Raw genomic sequence first — 17,959 nt, 5'->3', positions numbered from 1 at the left:
AGTTATAGTATGGAGTGAAGCGCATTATAAGTACAACTGTGCGAATATTTTTAATTAAATAACAAAGAGAAAGGAGCTTGTACTATGGATGCGAGTGCCATTAAGCTCACACCGAAAGATATTGTATCGAGATTAAATGAGTATATTGTGGGACAAGATGATGCGAAACGTAAAGTCGCTATTGCATTGCGTAATCGCTACAGAAGAAGTCAGTTAGATGACGCTGAAAAGCAAGAAATCAGTCCTAAAAATATATTGATGATTGGTCCAACCGGTGTGGGTAAAACTGAAATTGCCCGTCGTATGGCAAAAATAGTTGGAGCCCCGTTCATCAAGGTTGAGGCGACGAAATTTACAGAAGTAGGTTACGTTGGCCGTGACGTTGAAAGCATGGTACGTGATTTAGTCGATGTCGCTGTTCGCTTAGTGAAAGATCAGAAAAAATCACACGTCGAAGAAGAAGCGAGAGCGAAAGCAAATGATAAATTAGTGAAATTACTTGTACCGAGCATGAAGAAAAAAGCGAACCAACAAAATAATAATCCGTTAGAATCTCTATTTGGGGGATCAATCCCAAACTTCGGTCAGAACGATGACGAGGAAGAAGAGACACCGACTGAAGAGGTCAAAACGAAACGTTCAGAGATCAAAACACAACTACTCAACGGACAACTAGAAGAAGAAAAAGTGCGCATCAAAGTCGAACAAGACCCTGGTGCAATGGGAATGCTTGGCATCAACCAAAATCAACAAATGCAAGACATGATGAACCAATTGATGCCGAAGAAAAAAGTACAACGTGAAGTACCAGTGAAGACAGCACGTAAGATTTTGATGGATGAATATGCGGATGAACTCATCGACCAAGAATCTGCAAACCAAGAAGCGATTGAACTAGCTGAACAAATGGGTATCATCTTTATAGATGAAATCGATAAAGTTGCTACAAACAATCAAAATACAGGTCAAGATGTTTCTAGACAAGGTGTTCAGCGCGACATCCTGCCAATTCTTGAAGGTAGCATGATTCAAACCAAATATGGTACTGTAAACACGGAACATATGTTATTTATCGGTGCAGGCGCCTTCCACGTGTCTAAACCGAGCGATCTCATTCCTGAATTACAAGGTCGATTCCCAATTCGCGTGGAACTCGATAGTCTTTCAGTTGACGATTTTGTTCGCATCTTGAAAGAACCTAAACTTTCACTAATCAAACAATATGAAGCATTATTAAAAACTGAAGAGGTTACGGTTAACTTTAGTGATGAAGCGATCAATCGATTAGCCGAAATTGCTTTCCAAGTGAACCAAGATACCGACAACATTGGTGCACGTAGACTGCATACAATATTAGAAAAAATGTTAGAAGACTTATCATTCGAAGCACCTAGTATGCCTTATGCATCTGTAGATATAACCGCACAGTATGTAGATGATAAATTGAAATCCATTTCTACAAACAAAGATTTAAGTTCATTTATTTTATAATAAAGGAGAAGCATGTAATGAGTTTATTATCCAAAACAAGAGAATTAAATATACTTTTACAAAAGCATAAAGGGATTGCAGTAAACTTTAAAGACGTAGCCCAAACTATCAGCAGTGTCACTGAATCAAACGTATTTATCGTTTCAAGAAAAGGTAAAATACTCGGTTCTAGCTTGAACGAATTATTGAAAAACCAACGTATCATCGACATGTTAGAAGACAGACATATTCCTAGTGAATACACTGAACAACTCATGGATGTGAGAGAAACAAGATCTAATATTGGGATTGACGAAGTGCTTACAGTATTTCCTCCAGAAAACAAAGAATTATTCAACGAAAGTAAAACAACAATCTTCCCAATCTTAGGTGGCGGTGAACGTTTAGGTACGCTCGTACTTGGACGTGTCCAAGACGATTTCTCTGAAAATGACTTGGTGTTAGGCGAATATGCTGCGACAGTCATCGGTATGGAAATCCTTCGTGAAAAACACAACGAAGTAGAACAAGATGCTCGTGATAAAGCAGCAATCAACATGGCAATCAGTTCATTATCTTACTCAGAAAGTGAAGCAATTGAACACATCTTTGAAGAATTAGGTGGTAAAGAAGGATTGCTCATCGCTTCTAAAGTAGCAGACCGTGTAGGTATCACACGTTCAGTTATCGTTAACGCGCTACGTAAGTTAGAAAGTGCGGGCGTAATTGAATCTCGTTCTCTTGGTATGAAAGGGACATTTATTCGAGTTAAAAAAGATAAATTCCTTGATGAACTTGAACGCTTGAAATCAGAATAAGACGTAAAAAATTGATGACATTGCAATAGGCATGATAAAAACCGTCGTTTTAATTGTGAAAACGAGTTTGCCTATTGCCTTTTTATGTCAATTATGGTATATTAATTGACGGCTAAAGTGCCAATACACACACAAAAGCGTTGAAGTACAATCGGTGCGATTGGTAGCCAATCGTTGTTGTACTAGCGATTTGTGGAGGTAAAAAACCAATAGGAGGAATTAAATCATGGCAGTTATTTCTATGAAACAGTTGTTAGAAGCAGGTGTTCACTTCGGTCACCAAACACGCCGTTGGAACCCAAAAATGAAAAAATATATCTTCACTGAAAGAAATGGTATCTACATTATCGATCTTCAAAAAACAGTGAAAAAAGTTGGGGAAGCATACAACTTCCTTAAACAATTAAGCGAAGATGGCGGTAAAGTCTTATTCGTTGGTACTAAAAAACAAGCACAAGAATCAGTGAAAGCTGAAGCAGAACGTGCAGGTCAATTCTACGTTAACCAAAGATGGTTAGGTGGAATCTTAACTAACTACAAAACAATCTCTAAACGTATCAAACGTATTTCTGAAATTGAAAAAATGGAAGAAGACGGCTTATTTGAAGTATTACCTAAAAAAGAAGTCGTTGAACTTAAAAAAGAATACGACCGTTTAATCAAATTCTTAGGTGGTATTCGCGACATGAAATCAATGCCGCAAGCATTATTCGTCGTTGATCCTCGTAAAGAACGCAACGCAATTGCAGAAGCACGTAAATTAAACATCCCAATCGTAGGTATCGTTGATACAAACTGCGATCCAGATGAAATCGACTACGTAATCCCTGCAAATGATGACGCTATTCGTGCCGTTAAATTATTAACTGGTAAAATGGCTGACGCGATCTTAGAAGGTCAACAAGGTGTATCTAATGATGAAGTAGCAGCAGAACAAAACATTGATTTAGAAGAATCAAATGAAGAAGCTACTGAAGAAACTACAACTGAAGAAAACACTTCTGTTGAATCAAACTAAGAATAATGTAAAATGGGTGATAAGATTTTCATGCTTATCACCTTTTTTTAAAATAATACAGTTAAAAAATGGAATAATTGGAGGAATAAAGATATGGCAATTTCAGCTAAACTTGTAAAAGAACTACGTGAAAAAACTGGCGCAGGTATGATGGACTGTAAAAAAGCGCTAACAGAAACTGACGGAGACATGGACAAAGCAATCGACTACTTACGTGAAAACGGTATTGCTAAAGCAGCTAAAAAAGCTGACCGTATCGCAGCAGAAGGTCTTGTTCACGTTGAAATTGAAGGCAATACTGCTTCAATCGTTGAAATCAATTCAGAAACTGACTTCGTTGCACGTAACGAAGGCTTCCAAGCTTTAGTAAAAGAAATTGGACAACAAGTCATTCATGCAGATGTTGACAGCGTTGACGCATTGATGGAATCTAAATTAGAAAGCGGTCAAACTGTTGATGAACGCATGAAAGAAGCAACTTCAACAATTGGTGAAAAACTTAACATCCGTCGTATTGCTAAACGCAGCAAATCAGACAACGATGCATTCGGTTCATACTTACACATGGGCGGACGTATCGGTGTGTTATCAGTAGTTGAAGGTACAACTGATGAAGATGCAGCTAAAGATGTTGCAATGCATATCGCTGCAATTAATCCAAAATATGTTTCATCTGAACAAGTTAGCGACGATGAAATTGCACATGAAAAAGAAGTGTTAAAACAACAAGCATTAAACGAAGGTAAACCAGAAAAAATCGTTGAAAAAATGGTTGAAGGTCGTTTACGTAAATACTTGAAAGAAATTTGTGCTGTTGATCAAAACTTCGTTAAAGATCCTGATCAAACTGTTGAAGGTTTCTTAAAATCTAAAGGTGGACAACTTTCAGACTTCGTACGTTACGAAGTAGGTGAAGGTATGGAAAAACGTGAAGAAAACTTTGCTGAAGAAGTTAAAGGACAAATGAAATAATTTTCATAGATAGTACGAGGAAGAAGACACCTTTGTGATACCCAATAAAAGGTTCCCTTTTGTATTGGAAGATCCTGCTGTGTCTTCTTTACTTGTATCAACTACATATTTTCTATAGAGAGGATAAAACAATGGCTCAGACTTCTAAATACAAACGTGTTGTTCTAAAATTAAGTGGCGAAGCATTAGCGGGTGAAAAAGGTTTTGGTATCAACCCAATGATTATCAAAAGCATTGCATCCCAAGTCGCTGAAGTAGCAAAAATGGATTGCGAAATTGCTGTCATCGTTGGTGGCGGTAACATTTGGCGAGGCAAAACAGGAAGCGATTTAGGTATGGATCGTGGTACTGCGGATTACATGGGTATGCTAGCGACAGTAATGAATGCACTCGCGTTACAAGACAGCTTAGAACAATTAGAGTGTGATACGCGCGTACTGACATCAATTGAAATGAAACAAGTTGCTGAACCTTACATCCGTCGTCGTGCAATTAGACACTTAGAGAAAAAACGTGTCGTCATCTTCGCTGCAGGTATCGGTAACCCTTATTTCTCAACAGATACTACTGCTGCATTACGTGCTGCTGAGGTTGAAGCTGATGTCATCTTAATGGGTAAAAACAATGTAGATGGCGTTTATTCAGCGGATCCTAAAGTGGACGAAAATGCGATTAAATATGATCACCTTACACATATTCAAATGTTACAAGAGGGACTCCAAGTGATGGACTCTACTGCTTCTTCATTCTGTATGGATAATAATATTCCGTTAAATGTCTTTTCTATCATGGAAGAAGGTAACATTAAACGTGCCGTAATGGGTGAAAAAATAGGAACATTAATTACAAAATAATTAGAGGTGTATGAGTATGACTGATATCATTAAAGATACGAAAGCCAAAATGAATAAATCGATCGATAACCTATCACAAGAATTAGCTAACATTAGTGCCGGAAGAGCAAACTCTAACTTATTAAACGGCGTGACAGTCGATTATTATGGTGCACCAACACCCGTACAACAACTGGCAAGCATCAATGTGCCTGAAGCACGCTTACTTGTCATTTCACCTTATGACAAATCGTCTGTAGGTGATATTGAAAAAGCTATCATTGCTGCAAACTTAGGCGTAAACCCAACAAGCGATGGTGAAGTTATCCGTATTACTGTCCCAGCGCTTACTGAAGAACGTCGTAAAGAGTTGTTTAAAGAAGTTAAAAAAATTGGTGAAAATGCGAAAGTCGCAGTACGTAATGTGCGCCGTGATGCCAATGATACTTTGAAAAAACAACAAAAAGATGGAGATATCACAGAAGATGATTTAAGAAGTCAAACTGACGATGTCCAAAGCTTAACAGATGACTCAATTAAAGAAATTGATCAACTCATCGATGATAAAGAAAACGACATTATGTCAGTCTAATTGACATGCCATTGAATAACCTATCTTGAGAATAGGTAGGTGTGCGATCTGTTCACATGCTGAATGAATTTCACTGTAGCCAAATATGTGAGAATACAATATGAGCCGCTATATTAAAAGGAATGCACACTTCTTGAAACTGTATCAAATCAGACTTTGGTACAGTTTTTTTGTTTGATTATGTAATGAGTCAATTGAATATGATAGAATGATAGTTAATTATACATATCACTTATTTAAAACAGGATAACTATGCTCGGAGGAAAGACCATGTTTAAAAAGCTTAGAAATAAGAAAAAATCACAGCCAGGTGAATTAACATATGACTTAAATGCTCAAAACATACCGAAACATGTCGCGATTATAATGGATGGTAACGGCCGTTGGGCAAAACAGCGAAATTTACCGAGAGTGAAAGGTCATTACCAAGGTATGCAAACAGTGAAGACCGTGACGAAAGAAGCGGGCAAGCTTGGTATTAAATATCTAACACTCTATGCGTTCTCAACGGAAAATTGGTCTCGTCCCCAAGATGAAATAAATTATATTATGAATTTACCTGTTAATTTTCTCAATACCTTCTTACCAGACTTAATCGAAAACAACATCAAAGTTGAAACGATTGGTTTTATGCAAGGGCTTCCTGAATCTACAGTTGAAGCGATAGAAAAAGCGAAGCATGAAACGGCTCAAAACACAGGTTTAACATTAATTTTTGCGATTAATTATGGTGGACGAGCAGAGATTGTTCACACGGTGAAAGAGGTATGTAAAAAAGTACAGGCGAACGAACTGAATATTGAAGAGATCAACGAGACATCATTTGCCGATCATTTAATGACCTCTCGCTTCCCAGATCCTGAATTGCTCATACGTACATCTGGAGAAGAGCGTTTAAGTAACTTTTTGATTTGGCAACTCTCTTATAGTGAATTTGTATTCAATGACAAATTATGGCCAGACTTTGATGGCGAAGCACTCAATGCGTGTATAAAAATATATCAATCACGTCAAAGAAGATTTGGCGGGTTATAATAGTTAGGAGTAAAGTGAGGTATGAAAGTAAGAACATTAACAGCTATTGTAGCATTAATAATTTTCCTTCCTATATTGCTTAAGGGCGGCATGTTGCTAATGGTTTTTTCATATTTACTAGCTTTTATTGCGTTAAAAGAGCTGTTAAATATGAATATGATTAAATTCCTCTCTATACCCGGCATCATCAGTGCACTCGGTATTCTAGTGATCATGTTACCGCAAAATGCTGGGGATTGGGTTGGAAATTTACAGTTAAAATCTCTCATTGCGTTGAGCTTTATCTTATTGAGTTACACTGTACTATCGAAAAATAGATTTAGTTTCATGGACGCTGCGTTTTGTTTAATGTCTATTTCGTATGTAGGAATCGGTTTCATGTATTTGTATGAAACACGTGCTGAAGGTCTGCATTACATTTTATTAGCATTCCTAGTGGTTTGGCTCACTGATACTGGTGCATACATATTTGGTCGCTTAATCGGTAAACACAAATTGTGGCCAGTCATTAGTCCTAACAAAACGATTGAAGGCTTCATCGGCGGTATCTTTTGTAGTTTACTCGTACCACTCGTGATGATGCTCTTCGTTGATTTTAACGTAGCAATCTGGTTATTGCTGATTTATACAGTAATCCTAAGTATGTTTGGTCAATTAGGAGATCTTGTAGAATCAGGATTCAAACGTCATTTTGGTGTCAAAGACTCAGGACGTATCTTACCTGGTCACGGTGGTATACTCGACCGATTTGATAGCTTTATGTTCGTGTTACCTTTATTAAATATATTATTGATACAAATGTAAACATGAGGATGAGATGTTGATTTACTTGTGATTCAAGTTGATGACATCTCATTTTATCTGTTTGCGTGACCATTTACTTAAATCACATGAGATCACAATGAATCATAGAACTGAATTTCTAATTCGCTTCAGTTGTGTTATACTTTTATAATCCCAGTCGTTTTAGAAACATCTATCAAACGACCCAATACATAGATAACGAATAATTTGAATGAAGATAGACGAGGTGGAGATCGTTGAGCTTTTTAGTAACCATAATCGCATTTATTATCGTTTTTGGTGTCCTTGTTACAGTCCATGAATACGGGCATATGTTCTTTGCGAAGCGCGCAGGTATTATGTGTCCAGAATTTTCCATCGGTATGGGACCTAAAATATTTAGTTTCCGAAAAAATGAGACACTTTATACCATCCGCTTACTTCCAGTCGGTGGTTATGTGCGTATGGCTGGGGATGGACTAGAAGAACCGCCCGTTCAACCTGGCATGCACGTGAAGATCAAACTGAATGATGATGAAGAAATCACTCACATCATTTTAGATAATCAACACAAATTCCAAAAAATTGAAGCTATTGAAGTGAAGCAAACAGACTTTAAAGATGGCTTGTTCATTGAAGGTGTGACCGCTTTTGATGATGAACGCCATCATTACAATATTGCAGATAAAGCTTTCTTCGTTGAAAATGGTAGTTTAATTCAAATCGCTCCTAAAAATAGACAATTTACGTATAAAAAACCTTATCAGAAGTTTTTAACTCTCTTTGCAGGTCCATTATTTAACTTTTTACTTACAATTGTGCTTTTCGTAGGTCTTGCTTACTATCAAGGTACACCCGTGAGTACGGTCGATCAGGTTGCGGATAATTTCCCTGCTCAAAAAGCTGGCCTTAAATCAGGAGATGAAATTGTCAAAGTAGGAGATAAAGACATCTCTAAATACAGTGACTTACAACCTGCACTTGATGCGACTAAAGGTAAAGATACGGCATTGACGATTAAACGCGATGGTGAAACGCAAACGGTTCATGTTCAACCGAAAAAAGTAGTAGAACAACAAACCAAACTCACATCTGAAACATCATATAAATTAGGGATCAAACCTGCAACTGAGCATACGATTGTTCAACCGATTGTGACAGGTATCGAACAATCTATAGATGCAGGTAAAATGATTTTCACAGCGATTGTCGCAATGGTCGGCAGTATCTTCTCTGGTGAATTCTCCTTCGATATGCTGAACGGACCAGTGGGTATTTATCACCAAGTCGATTCCGTTGTAAAAACAGGTATTATCAATCTCATTGGCTGGACTGCACTTTTAAGTGTAAACTTAGGATTGATGAACTTATTACCAATTCCAGCGTTAGACGGTGGACGTATCCTCTTTGTCTTTTATGAAGCAATCTTTAGAAAACCAGTAAACAAAAAAGCAGAAACAGCCATCGTTGCCATCGGTGCTGTTTTCGTACTGATCATTATGGTACTCGTCACGTGGAATGATATCCAACGCTATTTCTTATAAGAAGGGACTGTTATTGAATGAAACAATCGAAAGTATTTATTCCTACGATAAAAGAAGTACCTGCTACGGCAGAAGCAACAAGTCATCGTTTATTACTTAAAGCAGGTATGATTAAACAAAATACAAGTGGTGTGTACAGTTACTTACCGCTTGCTGCGCGTGTATTGAACCAAATCGAACAAATTATTCGTGAAGAAATGGAAAATATCAACGCATTAGAAATTTTAATGCCTGTGCTTCAAACAGGTGAATTATGGGAAGAATCTGGACGTTGGTCAGCCTATGGTCCGGAACTCATGCGTCTCAATGATCGTAATGGCCGTGAGTTTGCGTTAGGTCCTACACATGAAGAAGTAGTGACATCTCTCGTACGTGATGAGTTAAAATCTTATAAGCAACTTCCAATGACCTTATTCCAAATCCAAACTAAATTTAGAGATGAAAAACGTCCGCGCTTCGGATTATTAAGAGGAAGAGAATTTATCATGAAAGATGCGTATTCATTCCATGCGGATGAAGCATCCCTCGATGAAACTTACCAAGATATGTACCAAGCTTATACAAAAATATTTGAACGTGTAGGGATTCATGCACGCCCTGTTGAAGCAGATTCAGGTGCAATTGGTGGTAGTCATACACATGAATTTATGGCATTGAGTGAAATTGGTGAAGATACGATTGTTTACAGTGACCATAGCGATTATGCCGCAAATCTTGAAAAAGCTGCAGTCGTCTATGAACCTTCTGATAAAGAAGAAACTGCAGAGGATATAGAAAAAATTGAAACCCCAGATGTTAAAACAGCTGAAGCACTCGCTGAATTTTTAAATAAACCGCTTGATGAAATCGTTAAGACGATGGTGTTCAAAGTACAAGGTGAATATATTTTAATCCTCGTACGTGGTCATCATGAAATTAACGAAGTTAAAGTTAAAGATTACTTCCAAACTGAAGAAGTTGAAATCGCAACTGAAGATGACATCGTTAATTTATTAGGTGCACATCCAGGTTCATTAGGTCCGATTACTGATAAAGAAGTTAAAGTTTATGCTGATAATCACGTTCAAGATTTAACAAACCTCGTGATTGGTGCCAATGAAGATGGTTATCATTACGTGAATGCTAATGCTGATCGTGATTTCACTGTAGAGGCTTATAGTGACTTCCGTTTTATTACTGAAGGTGAGCCTTTAGCAGATGGTTCAGGAGAAGCAAAATTTGCAGAAGGTATTGAAGTCGGACAAGTGTTCAAATTAGGAACGAAATACTCAGAACCTATGAACGCCACATTCTTAGATGATCAAGGTAAAGCGCAACCATTAATCATGGGTTGCTATGGTATTGGTGTATCACGTACATTAAGTGCGGTGGTAGAACAAAACAGTGACGACCGCGGTATTATTTGGCCAAAAGCAGTATCACCATTTGATCTCCATATCATTACGGTTAATCCGAAAAAAGAAGAGCAACGTGAACTTGGCGAAGAACTTTATGCTCAGTTTAATGAAAATTATGATGTGTTACACGATGATCGCAAACAAAGTCCAGGCGTGAAATTCAATGATGCCGATCTCATCGGTATTCCAGTAAGAATTGTGGTAGGTAAAAAAGCAGGCGAAGGTATCGTAGAAGTTAAACGTCGTGACACAGGTGATAGCGACGAAGTATCTATCAATGATGTGAATCAATATGTAGCCAACGTATTGAAAGAAGTAAAATAAACGTACTTTCAAAGTCAATTTTAAACGGGAAACAGAGACCTCAGATTGAAATGTGTTTCATTCATACGTGTCTCTCTCCTGTTTTCTTTGTTTAAACCAAACGAATAGAAAATAATTTAAATTCGTATTATCATATTAATTAATGAAATTTTAGCTGCATGAAATGATTTTTAATAATAAAGCATGACGATAAAGATAGCGCATGCATAAGGAAAATAAGGTGGTAAGCGTCATGACCATGACAAGTCAAGAAAAATTTAAAATCCTTGCAGATCAAGTGAAAATAGCGAATCAATTAGATGAAGATATTTTAGAAAATAGTGAGTTAACGCGCATTGATGTTTCGACTAAATCTCGCAGTTGGACATTTCAAATCACATTACCACGCTTTTTATCTCAAGAGGATTATACACTGTTCACCCATGCAATTAAGGAAGAATTCAGTCCAATTGCGGAAGTGAATTGGCAATTTACAATTCGTGATACATCAAACCAGGATGAACATGCTGGCAAGTATTTCGGCCACTGTATAGATCAAACTGCTTTATCTCCTAAAGTTAAGGGACAATTGAAACAAAAAGAATTGATTGTATCAGGCAACGTGTTAAAAGTCATCTGTCAAAACGACATCGAACGCAATCACTTTGATAAAGTATGTAATGGTAGCTTAGTGAAGGCATTCAAACAATGTGGCTTCGATATCAATAAAGTCGTGTTTGAAACAGATGAAACGGATCAAGACAAAAACCTTGCGTCATTAGAGGCTTACATTCAACAAGAAGATGAACAAAGCGCCAAAGAAACGACTGAAAAGCTTGAAAAAATGAAAGCTGAAAAAGAAAAACAACAAGATAACAACGAAAGTACCGTTGAAAAATGTCAAATCGGTAAACCTATACAAGTCGAACAAGTGCGCCCGATCGAACAAATTGTGGAAGAAGAATTCAAAGTTGCGATTGAAGGTGTCATCTTTGATATGAATATTAAAGAGCTTAAAAGTGGACGTCATATCATTGAGCTTAAAGTGACTGACTATACAGACTCACTCGTACTTAAAATGTTTACACGTAAAAATAAAGATGATCTTGAACATTTTAAAGCACTCAGTGTCGGAAAATGGATTCGTGCACAAGGTCGTATAGAAGAAGACTCATTCGTCCGTGACCTCGTTATGATGATGAATGATATCGAAGAAATTAAGAAATCACCTAAACAAGATAAAGCACCTGAAAAACGTGTTGAATTCCATCTACATACTTCAATGAGTCAAATGGATGGTGTACCAAGCATTACATCATACGTGGAACAAGCAGCAAAATGGGGTCACAAAGCGATCGCAGTGACGGACCATAACGTGGTTCAAGCATTTCCAGAAGCGCATAATGCGGCTGAGAAAAATGATATAAAAATGATTTACGGTATGGAAGGGATGCTCGTAGATGACGGGGTTCCAATCGCATATAAACCGCAAGATCGAGAGCTAAAAACAGCAACATATGTCGTATTTGACGTTGAGACTACAGGTTTATCCAACCAGTATGATCACATTATTGAACTTGCAGCGGTTAAAGTTAAAGACGGTGAAATCATTGATCAGTTTGAACGTTTCAGTAACCCACATGAACCACTTTCAGATACGATTAAAAACCTCACACATATTACAGATGATATGTTAGAAGATGCACCTGAAATCGATGAAGTATTAACTGAATTCAAAGAATGGGTAGGAGACGCCATCTTTGTTGCACATAACGCTTCGTTCGATATGGGCTTCATCGATACCGGTTATGAACGTCTTGGCTTTGGTGAATCAACGAACGGTGTCATTGATACGTTGGAATTATCTCGTACAATTAATACCGAATATGGTAAACACGGTTTGAATTATTTGGCTAAAAAATACGGCGTTGAACTTACTCAACACCACAGAGCCATTTACGATACAGAAACGACAGCTTATATCTTTATTAAAATGTTGAAACAACTTGAAGAATTAAATGTCAAAAATCATAAAGATATCAATCAATCACTATCGAACGAAGATGCTTATAAACGCGCACGTCCGAACCATGTGACACTCATCGTACAAAATCAAAAAGGGCTCAAAAATCTCTTCAAAATTGTGAGTGCATCACTCGTGAAATATTATTACCGGACACCACGTATTCCTCGTTCCTTGCTTGATGAATATCGTGAAGGTATTTTAGTAGGAACAGCGTGCGATGAAGGTGAAGTGTTCACAGCAGTAATGCAAAAAGACCAATCTGAAGTTGAACGTATCGCAAAATATTATGACTTCATCGAGGTACAACCTCCAGCCTTGTATCAAGACTTAATCGATCGTGAATTAGTACGTGATAATGACACGTTACATGAAATTTATGACAGATTAATTCAAGCAGGTGAGGCCAATCAAATACCTGTGATAGCAACAGGCAACGCTCACTATTTATTTGAACACGATGCGATTGCACGAAAAATATTGATTGCTTCACAACCAGGTAATCCGTTAAATCGCTCAACTTTACCAGAAGCGCACTTTAGAACAACAGATGAAATGTTGTCAGAATTACATTTCTTAGGCGAAGATAAAGCTTACGAATTGGTTGTTAAAAATACGAACGAACTCGCTGACCGCATCGAACGCGTGGTACCAATCAAAGACAAACTGTATACGCCACGTATGGATGGTGCGAACGAAGAAATTCGTGAACTCAGCTACACCCATGCCAAAGAAATCTATGGTGAAGATTTACCACAAATCGTGATCGATCGTTTAGAAAAAGAATTAGAAAGTATTATTGGTAATGGTTTCTCAGTCATCTATCTCATCTCCCAACGTTTGGTTAAAAAATCGCTCGATGACGGCTACTTAGTTGGATCTCGTGGTTCCGTTGGGTCAAGCTTTGTAGCAACGATGACTGAAATCACTGAAGTAAACCCACTGCCACCGCACTATATTTGTCCGAAATGTAAAGAAAGTACGTTCTTTGACGATGGTTCTGTCGGCTCTGGATTTGATTTACCAGATAAAAAATGTGAACACTGCGGTTGCGATATGATTAAAGACGGACATGATATTCCATTTGAAACGTTCTTAGGATTTAAAGGGGATAAAGTTCCCGATATCGACTTGAACTTCAGTGGGGAATATCAACCAGAAGCGCATAACTACACGAAAGTACTCTTCGGTGAAGATAAAGTATTCCGTGCGGGTACAATCGGTACAGTTGCCGAAAAAACAGCTTTTGGTTATGTGAAAGGTTACTTGAACGACCAAGGTATTCATAAACGGGGCGCTGAAGTGGATCGTCTTGTCAAAGGTTGTACGGGTGTGAAACGTACAACCGGACAACACCCTGGTGGTATTATCGTCGTACCTGATTACATGGATATTTACGACTTTTCACCTGTACAGTATCCAGCAGATGACCAGTCTGCTTCATGGATGACGACGCATTTCGACTTCCACTCTATCCATGACAACGTGTTGAAATTGGATATACTTGGCCACGATGATCCGACAATGATCCGGATGTTACAAGACTTGTCAGGCATCGATCCGAAAACCATTCCTGTAGATGACAAACAAACAATGGGCATCTTCAATTCGCCTGAAGCATTAGGTGTGACAGAAGATCAAATCATGTGTAAAACAGGCACATTCGGTGTACCAGAATTTGGTACTGCCTTTGTACGCCAAATGTTAGAAGATACAAAACCGACAACATTCTCAGAATTGGTTCGTATTTCCGGGTTATCTCACGGTACCGATGTTTGGTTAGGTAACGCTCAAGACTTGATTCGATCAGGTCAATGCGACTTATCTAGCGTCATTTGTTGTCGTGACGATATTATGGTTTATCTTATGTACAATGGTTTAGAGCCATCACTTGCCTTCAAGACGATGGAATTCGTACGTAAAGGTCGTGGCTTAACCGATGACATGGTAGATGCTATGGAAGAAAACGAAGTACCTGAATGGTATATGGATTCATGTCGTAAGATTAAATACATGTTCCCTAAAGCCCACGCTGCGGCTTATGTACTTATGGCAGTTCGTATCGCGTACTTCAAAGTGCACTATCCACTTTATTATTATGCAAGTTACTTCACAGTACGTGCATCTGACTTTGATTTAATTACGATGATCAAAGATAAAGACAGTATCCGTAATACGGTGAAAGACATGTATAGTCGCTCAATGGATTTAGGTAAAAAAGAAAAAGACTTATTGACTGTGCTAGAAATCATGAATGAAATGGCACAACGGGGTTACCGTATGCAGCCCATCAGTCTTGAAAAAAGCCAAGCTTTTGAATTTATCATTGAAGGCGATACACTTATTCCACCATTTATCGCGGTTCCTGGCCTTGGTGAAAATGTTGCGAAACGTATTGTAGAAGCTAGAGAAGAAGGACCGTTCTTATCTAAAGAAGACTTAAATAAAAAAGCAGGGTTATCCCAAAAAGTCATCGATTATTTAGATGAATTAGGTTCACTCCCAGATTTACCGGACAAAGCGCAATTGTCTATTTTCGATATGTAAAGCAAAGCGCAATGTTCAGATGAAAATCAGAGTAACCGTTTTAAAAAATTCAGTTGAGAATGAAGCATGGATTTTAATACACTATGATAAGTTAGTGAAAAAAGATATTAATTTGTTTTGAGTCAACAGTTGTGCTATAATTAAAGTGCTTAAATTCAGACTCAGACACGAAGAGTGGGCTAATACCCGCTCTTTTCTATTTGCAAATAGGGAGGTACGAGATGAGTAAAATCACAGAGCAAGTAGAAACGCTTATACAGCCAGTCTTAGATAAATTAAATTTTGAATTAGTTGAAGTCTTATTTGAAAAAGAAGGCAAAGATTATTTTTTAAGAGTATCCATCGATAAAGAAGGCGGCGTGGATTTAAACGATTGCACGCTTGCTTCTGAAAAAATCAGTGAAGTGATGGACGAGCATGATCCAATTGATCAAATGTACTATCTAGATGTAGCTTCACCAGGTGCCGAAAGACCCATTAAAAAAGAAAAAGATTATCAAAATGCGATTTCTAAACCGATATATGTGTCATTGTACGCACCGATTGAAGGCGCAAAAGAATGGCTAGGCACATTACAGTCAGTCGAAGATGACCATATCGTGATGGAAGTCAAAGATAAAGCGAAAACGAAACAAGTTGAAATTCCGAAAAATAAAATTGCTAAAGCACGCCACGCAGTAATGCTTTAAGCAGCTCAGGAGGATTAGTTGTGTCAAGTAATGAACTATTATTAGCTACAGAGTATTTAGAGAAAGAGAAGAAAATTCCAAGAGAAGTTTTAATCGATGCGATCGAAGCGGCTTTAATTACTGCATATAAAAAGAATTATGATAGTGCACGTAGCGTTCGCGTAGAGCTAAATATGGATGAAGGTACATTTAAAGTCATCGCACGTAAAAATGTGGTAGACGAAGTCTTTGATGATCGTGATGAAGTAGATATCAGTACAGCACTCGAGAAAAACCCAGCATATGAAGTGGGAGACATTTACGAAGAAGACGTGACACCCAATGACTTTGGTCGTGTAGGTGCACAAGCTGCAAAACAAGCAGTCATGCAACGTTTACGTGATGCTGAACGTGAAATCCTTTATAATGAATTCATCGATAAAGAAGAAGACATTATGACAGGTATTATCGATCGCGTGGATCACCGTTATGTCTATGTGAACCTTGGTCGTACTGAAGCTGTGTTATCTTCTGCAGAACGCAGTCCAAACGAACAATATATACCGAATGAACGCATTAAAGTATATGTGAATAAAGTTGAACAAACGACAAAAGGCCCTCAAATTTACGTATCAAGAAGTCATCCAGGTCTTTTAAAACGCTTGTTTGAACAAGAAGTACCTGAAATCTTTGATGGCACGGTTATTGTTAAATCAGTAGCACGTGAAGCTGGTGATCGTTCAAAAATCAGTGTGTACTCAGAAATGGATGATATCGATGCAGTCGGTGCATGTGTCGGAGCAAAAGGGTCTCGTGTTGAAGCGGTCGTAGAAGAACTCGGCGGTGAAAAAATTGACATCGTACAATGGGACAAAGATCCTAAAATCTTTGTTAAGAATGCACTTAGCCCATCACAAGTGTTAGAAGTCATTGTGGACGAAGAAGACCAATCTACATTGGTTGTCGTTCCTGATTATCAATTATCATTAGCCATTGGTAAAAGAGGTCAAAATGCGCGTTTAGCAGCTAAATTAACTGGCTGGAAAATTGATATCAAATCAGAAACAGATGCGAGAGAAGCTGGCTTATATCCTGTAGAAGATCCAGAAGCAGATACTTTAACAAACAAATTGGAAAATGAAGACGAAGAAAGTGAAACAGCCACTGCAATCGTAGATGAAGATGTTGAGTTAGAAGCAGATGTAAATGAAGCTGACGAACAACCAGAAACTGAAGACGAAGTTGATACAGAAGCTGTTATTCAAGATGATGTAGATAGTTCAGATGATAGTGAACCTGCTGAAGCAACAGAAACTGACTCTGAAACTGAAGAATAATTTGGAGGGATTCACTTATGAAACAAAGAAAAATCCCAATGCGTAAATGCATTTTATCTAACGAAATGCAGCCGAAAAAAGAAATGATAAGAGTTGTTAGAAATAAAAATGGAGAAATCTTTGCGGATCCAAGCGGAAAACAACAAGGTAGAGGCGCTTATGTGACAAAAGATGTGGAGCTCGTTGAACAAGCACGTGACAAACAAGTGCTCGAGAAATTCTTCAATGCAGACCGTGACACATTAGAGCCTGTCTATAAAGAAATTATTCGTTTGATTTATCGTGAAGATATACCAACATGATGGATACTAAAATTCAAAATTTTTTAGGTCTGGCTATGCGTGCGCGTAAGGTTAAGTCCGGTGAGTCTGTAATTTTAACGGATATAAAAAAACAACGAATTAAATTGGTCATCGTTGCTGAAGATGCGGCTGAAAACACACAGAAATTAATGCGAAACAAGTGTGCATCCTATCGAATTCCTATACGGATATATGGAACGAGGGACGCTTTAGGCCAAGCATTAGGCAAAGCGGAAGCTGTGAATATCGGTTTAACTGATCAAGGTTTTGCGACGAAGTTAATGTCGATGATAGATGAATATCGTAAGGAGTGATTA

The 17,959-nt window shown here is 37.9% G+C and carries 15 protein-coding genes; all 15 read left to right on the top strand.

Annotated elements, in window-relative coordinates:
• Positions 1 to 84: 84 nt before the first annotated feature.
• The gene (gene hslU / locus APS80_RS02305) at positions 85 to 1,491 is read left to right on the top strand and encodes an ATP-dependent protease ATPase subunit HslU (protein WP_059106672.1); all 1,407 of its coding nucleotides are present in this window, start codon (positions 85 to 87) and stop codon (positions 1,489 to 1,491) included.
• Between the two features lie 17 nt (positions 1,492 to 1,508).
• Positions 1,509 to 2,288 (top strand): GTP-sensing pleiotropic transcriptional regulator CodY, encoded by a 780-nt coding sequence (gene codY, locus APS80_RS02300; protein ID WP_059106671.1) that lies wholly within the window; start codon positions 1,509 to 1,511, stop codon positions 2,286 to 2,288.
• Between the two features lie 226 nt (positions 2,289 to 2,514).
• Positions 2,515 to 3,306, top strand: a complete 792-nt coding sequence (gene rpsB / locus APS80_RS02295) for a 30S ribosomal protein S2 (RefSeq protein WP_059106670.1) — start codon at positions 2,515 to 2,517, stop codon at positions 3,304 to 3,306.
• Positions 3,307 to 3,399: 93 nt separating this feature from the next.
• On the top strand, positions 3,400 to 4,278 hold the full coding sequence (gene tsf / locus APS80_RS02290) for a translation elongation factor Ts (RefSeq protein ID WP_059106669.1): 879 nt from the start codon (positions 3,400 to 3,402) through the stop codon (positions 4,276 to 4,278).
• Positions 4,279 to 4,409: 131 nt separating this feature from the next.
• Positions 4,410 to 5,132 (top strand): UMP kinase, encoded by a 723-nt coding sequence (pyrH, locus tag APS80_RS02285; protein ID WP_059106668.1) that lies wholly within the window; start codon positions 4,410 to 4,412, stop codon positions 5,130 to 5,132.
• 16 nt (positions 5,133 to 5,148) lie between these two features.
• Positions 5,149 to 5,703, top strand: coding sequence for a ribosome recycling factor (gene frr, locus APS80_RS02280; protein WP_059106667.1), 555 nt, complete (start codon positions 5,149 to 5,151; stop codon positions 5,701 to 5,703).
• Between the two features lie 270 nt (positions 5,704 to 5,973).
• The gene (uppS, locus tag APS80_RS02275; RefSeq protein WP_059106666.1) at positions 5,974 to 6,738 is read left to right on the top strand and encodes an undecaprenyl pyrophosphate synthase; all 765 of its coding nucleotides are present in this window, start codon (positions 5,974 to 5,976) and stop codon (positions 6,736 to 6,738) included.
• 21 nt (positions 6,739 to 6,759) lie between these two features.
• Complete coding sequence (locus APS80_RS02270; protein WP_059106665.1) at positions 6,760 to 7,542, top strand: phosphatidate cytidylyltransferase; 783 nt, start codon at positions 6,760 to 6,762, stop codon at positions 7,540 to 7,542.
• Between the two features lie 236 nt (positions 7,543 to 7,778).
• The gene (gene rseP / locus APS80_RS02265; RefSeq protein WP_059106664.1) at positions 7,779 to 9,065 is read left to right on the top strand and encodes an RIP metalloprotease RseP; all 1,287 of its coding nucleotides are present in this window, start codon (positions 7,779 to 7,781) and stop codon (positions 9,063 to 9,065) included.
• Positions 9,066 to 9,082: 17 nt separating this feature from the next.
• Entirely contained in the window at positions 9,083 to 10,786 is a 1,704-nt protein-coding gene (locus tag APS80_RS02260) for a proline--tRNA ligase (RefSeq protein WP_059106663.1), read from the top strand.
• 232 nt (positions 10,787 to 11,018) lie between these two features.
• Positions 11,019 to 15,335, top strand: coding sequence for a PolC-type DNA polymerase III (locus tag APS80_RS02255; RefSeq protein WP_059106662.1), 4,317 nt, complete (start codon positions 11,019 to 11,021; stop codon positions 15,333 to 15,335).
• Between the two features lie 221 nt (positions 15,336 to 15,556).
• Positions 15,557 to 16,024, top strand: a complete 468-nt coding sequence (rimP, locus tag APS80_RS02250; RefSeq protein ID WP_059106661.1) for a ribosome maturation factor RimP — start codon at positions 15,557 to 15,559, stop codon at positions 16,022 to 16,024.
• Between the two features lie 20 nt (positions 16,025 to 16,044).
• Complete coding sequence (nusA, locus tag APS80_RS02245; RefSeq protein ID WP_059106660.1) at positions 16,045 to 17,340, top strand: transcription termination factor NusA; 1,296 nt, start codon at positions 16,045 to 16,047, stop codon at positions 17,338 to 17,340.
• A 17-nt stretch (positions 17,341 to 17,357) separates the two neighbouring features.
• Positions 17,358 to 17,642, top strand: a complete 285-nt coding sequence (gene rnpM / locus APS80_RS02240) for an RNase P modulator RnpM (RefSeq protein ID WP_059106659.1) — start codon at positions 17,358 to 17,360, stop codon at positions 17,640 to 17,642.
• A complete protein-coding gene (locus APS80_RS02235; RefSeq protein WP_059106658.1) occupies positions 17,639 to 17,956 on the top strand; it encodes a L7Ae/L30e/S12e/Gadd45 family ribosomal protein in 318 nt (105 codons plus the stop codon). The genes rnpM and APS80_RS02235 overlap by 4 nt, the downstream gene beginning before the upstream one ends.
• The last annotated feature ends 3 nt before the right edge of the window (positions 17,957 to 17,959 follow it).

It is taken from the genome of Staphylococcus auricularis, from assembly GCF_001500315.1.
In the GTDB taxonomy this organism is placed as follows: domain Bacteria; phylum Bacillota; class Bacilli; order Staphylococcales; family Staphylococcaceae; genus Staphylococcus; species Staphylococcus auricularis.
The sequence above is the reverse complement of the archived record's forward strand: the minus strand, read 5'-3'. Positions and strand labels throughout refer to the sequence as shown.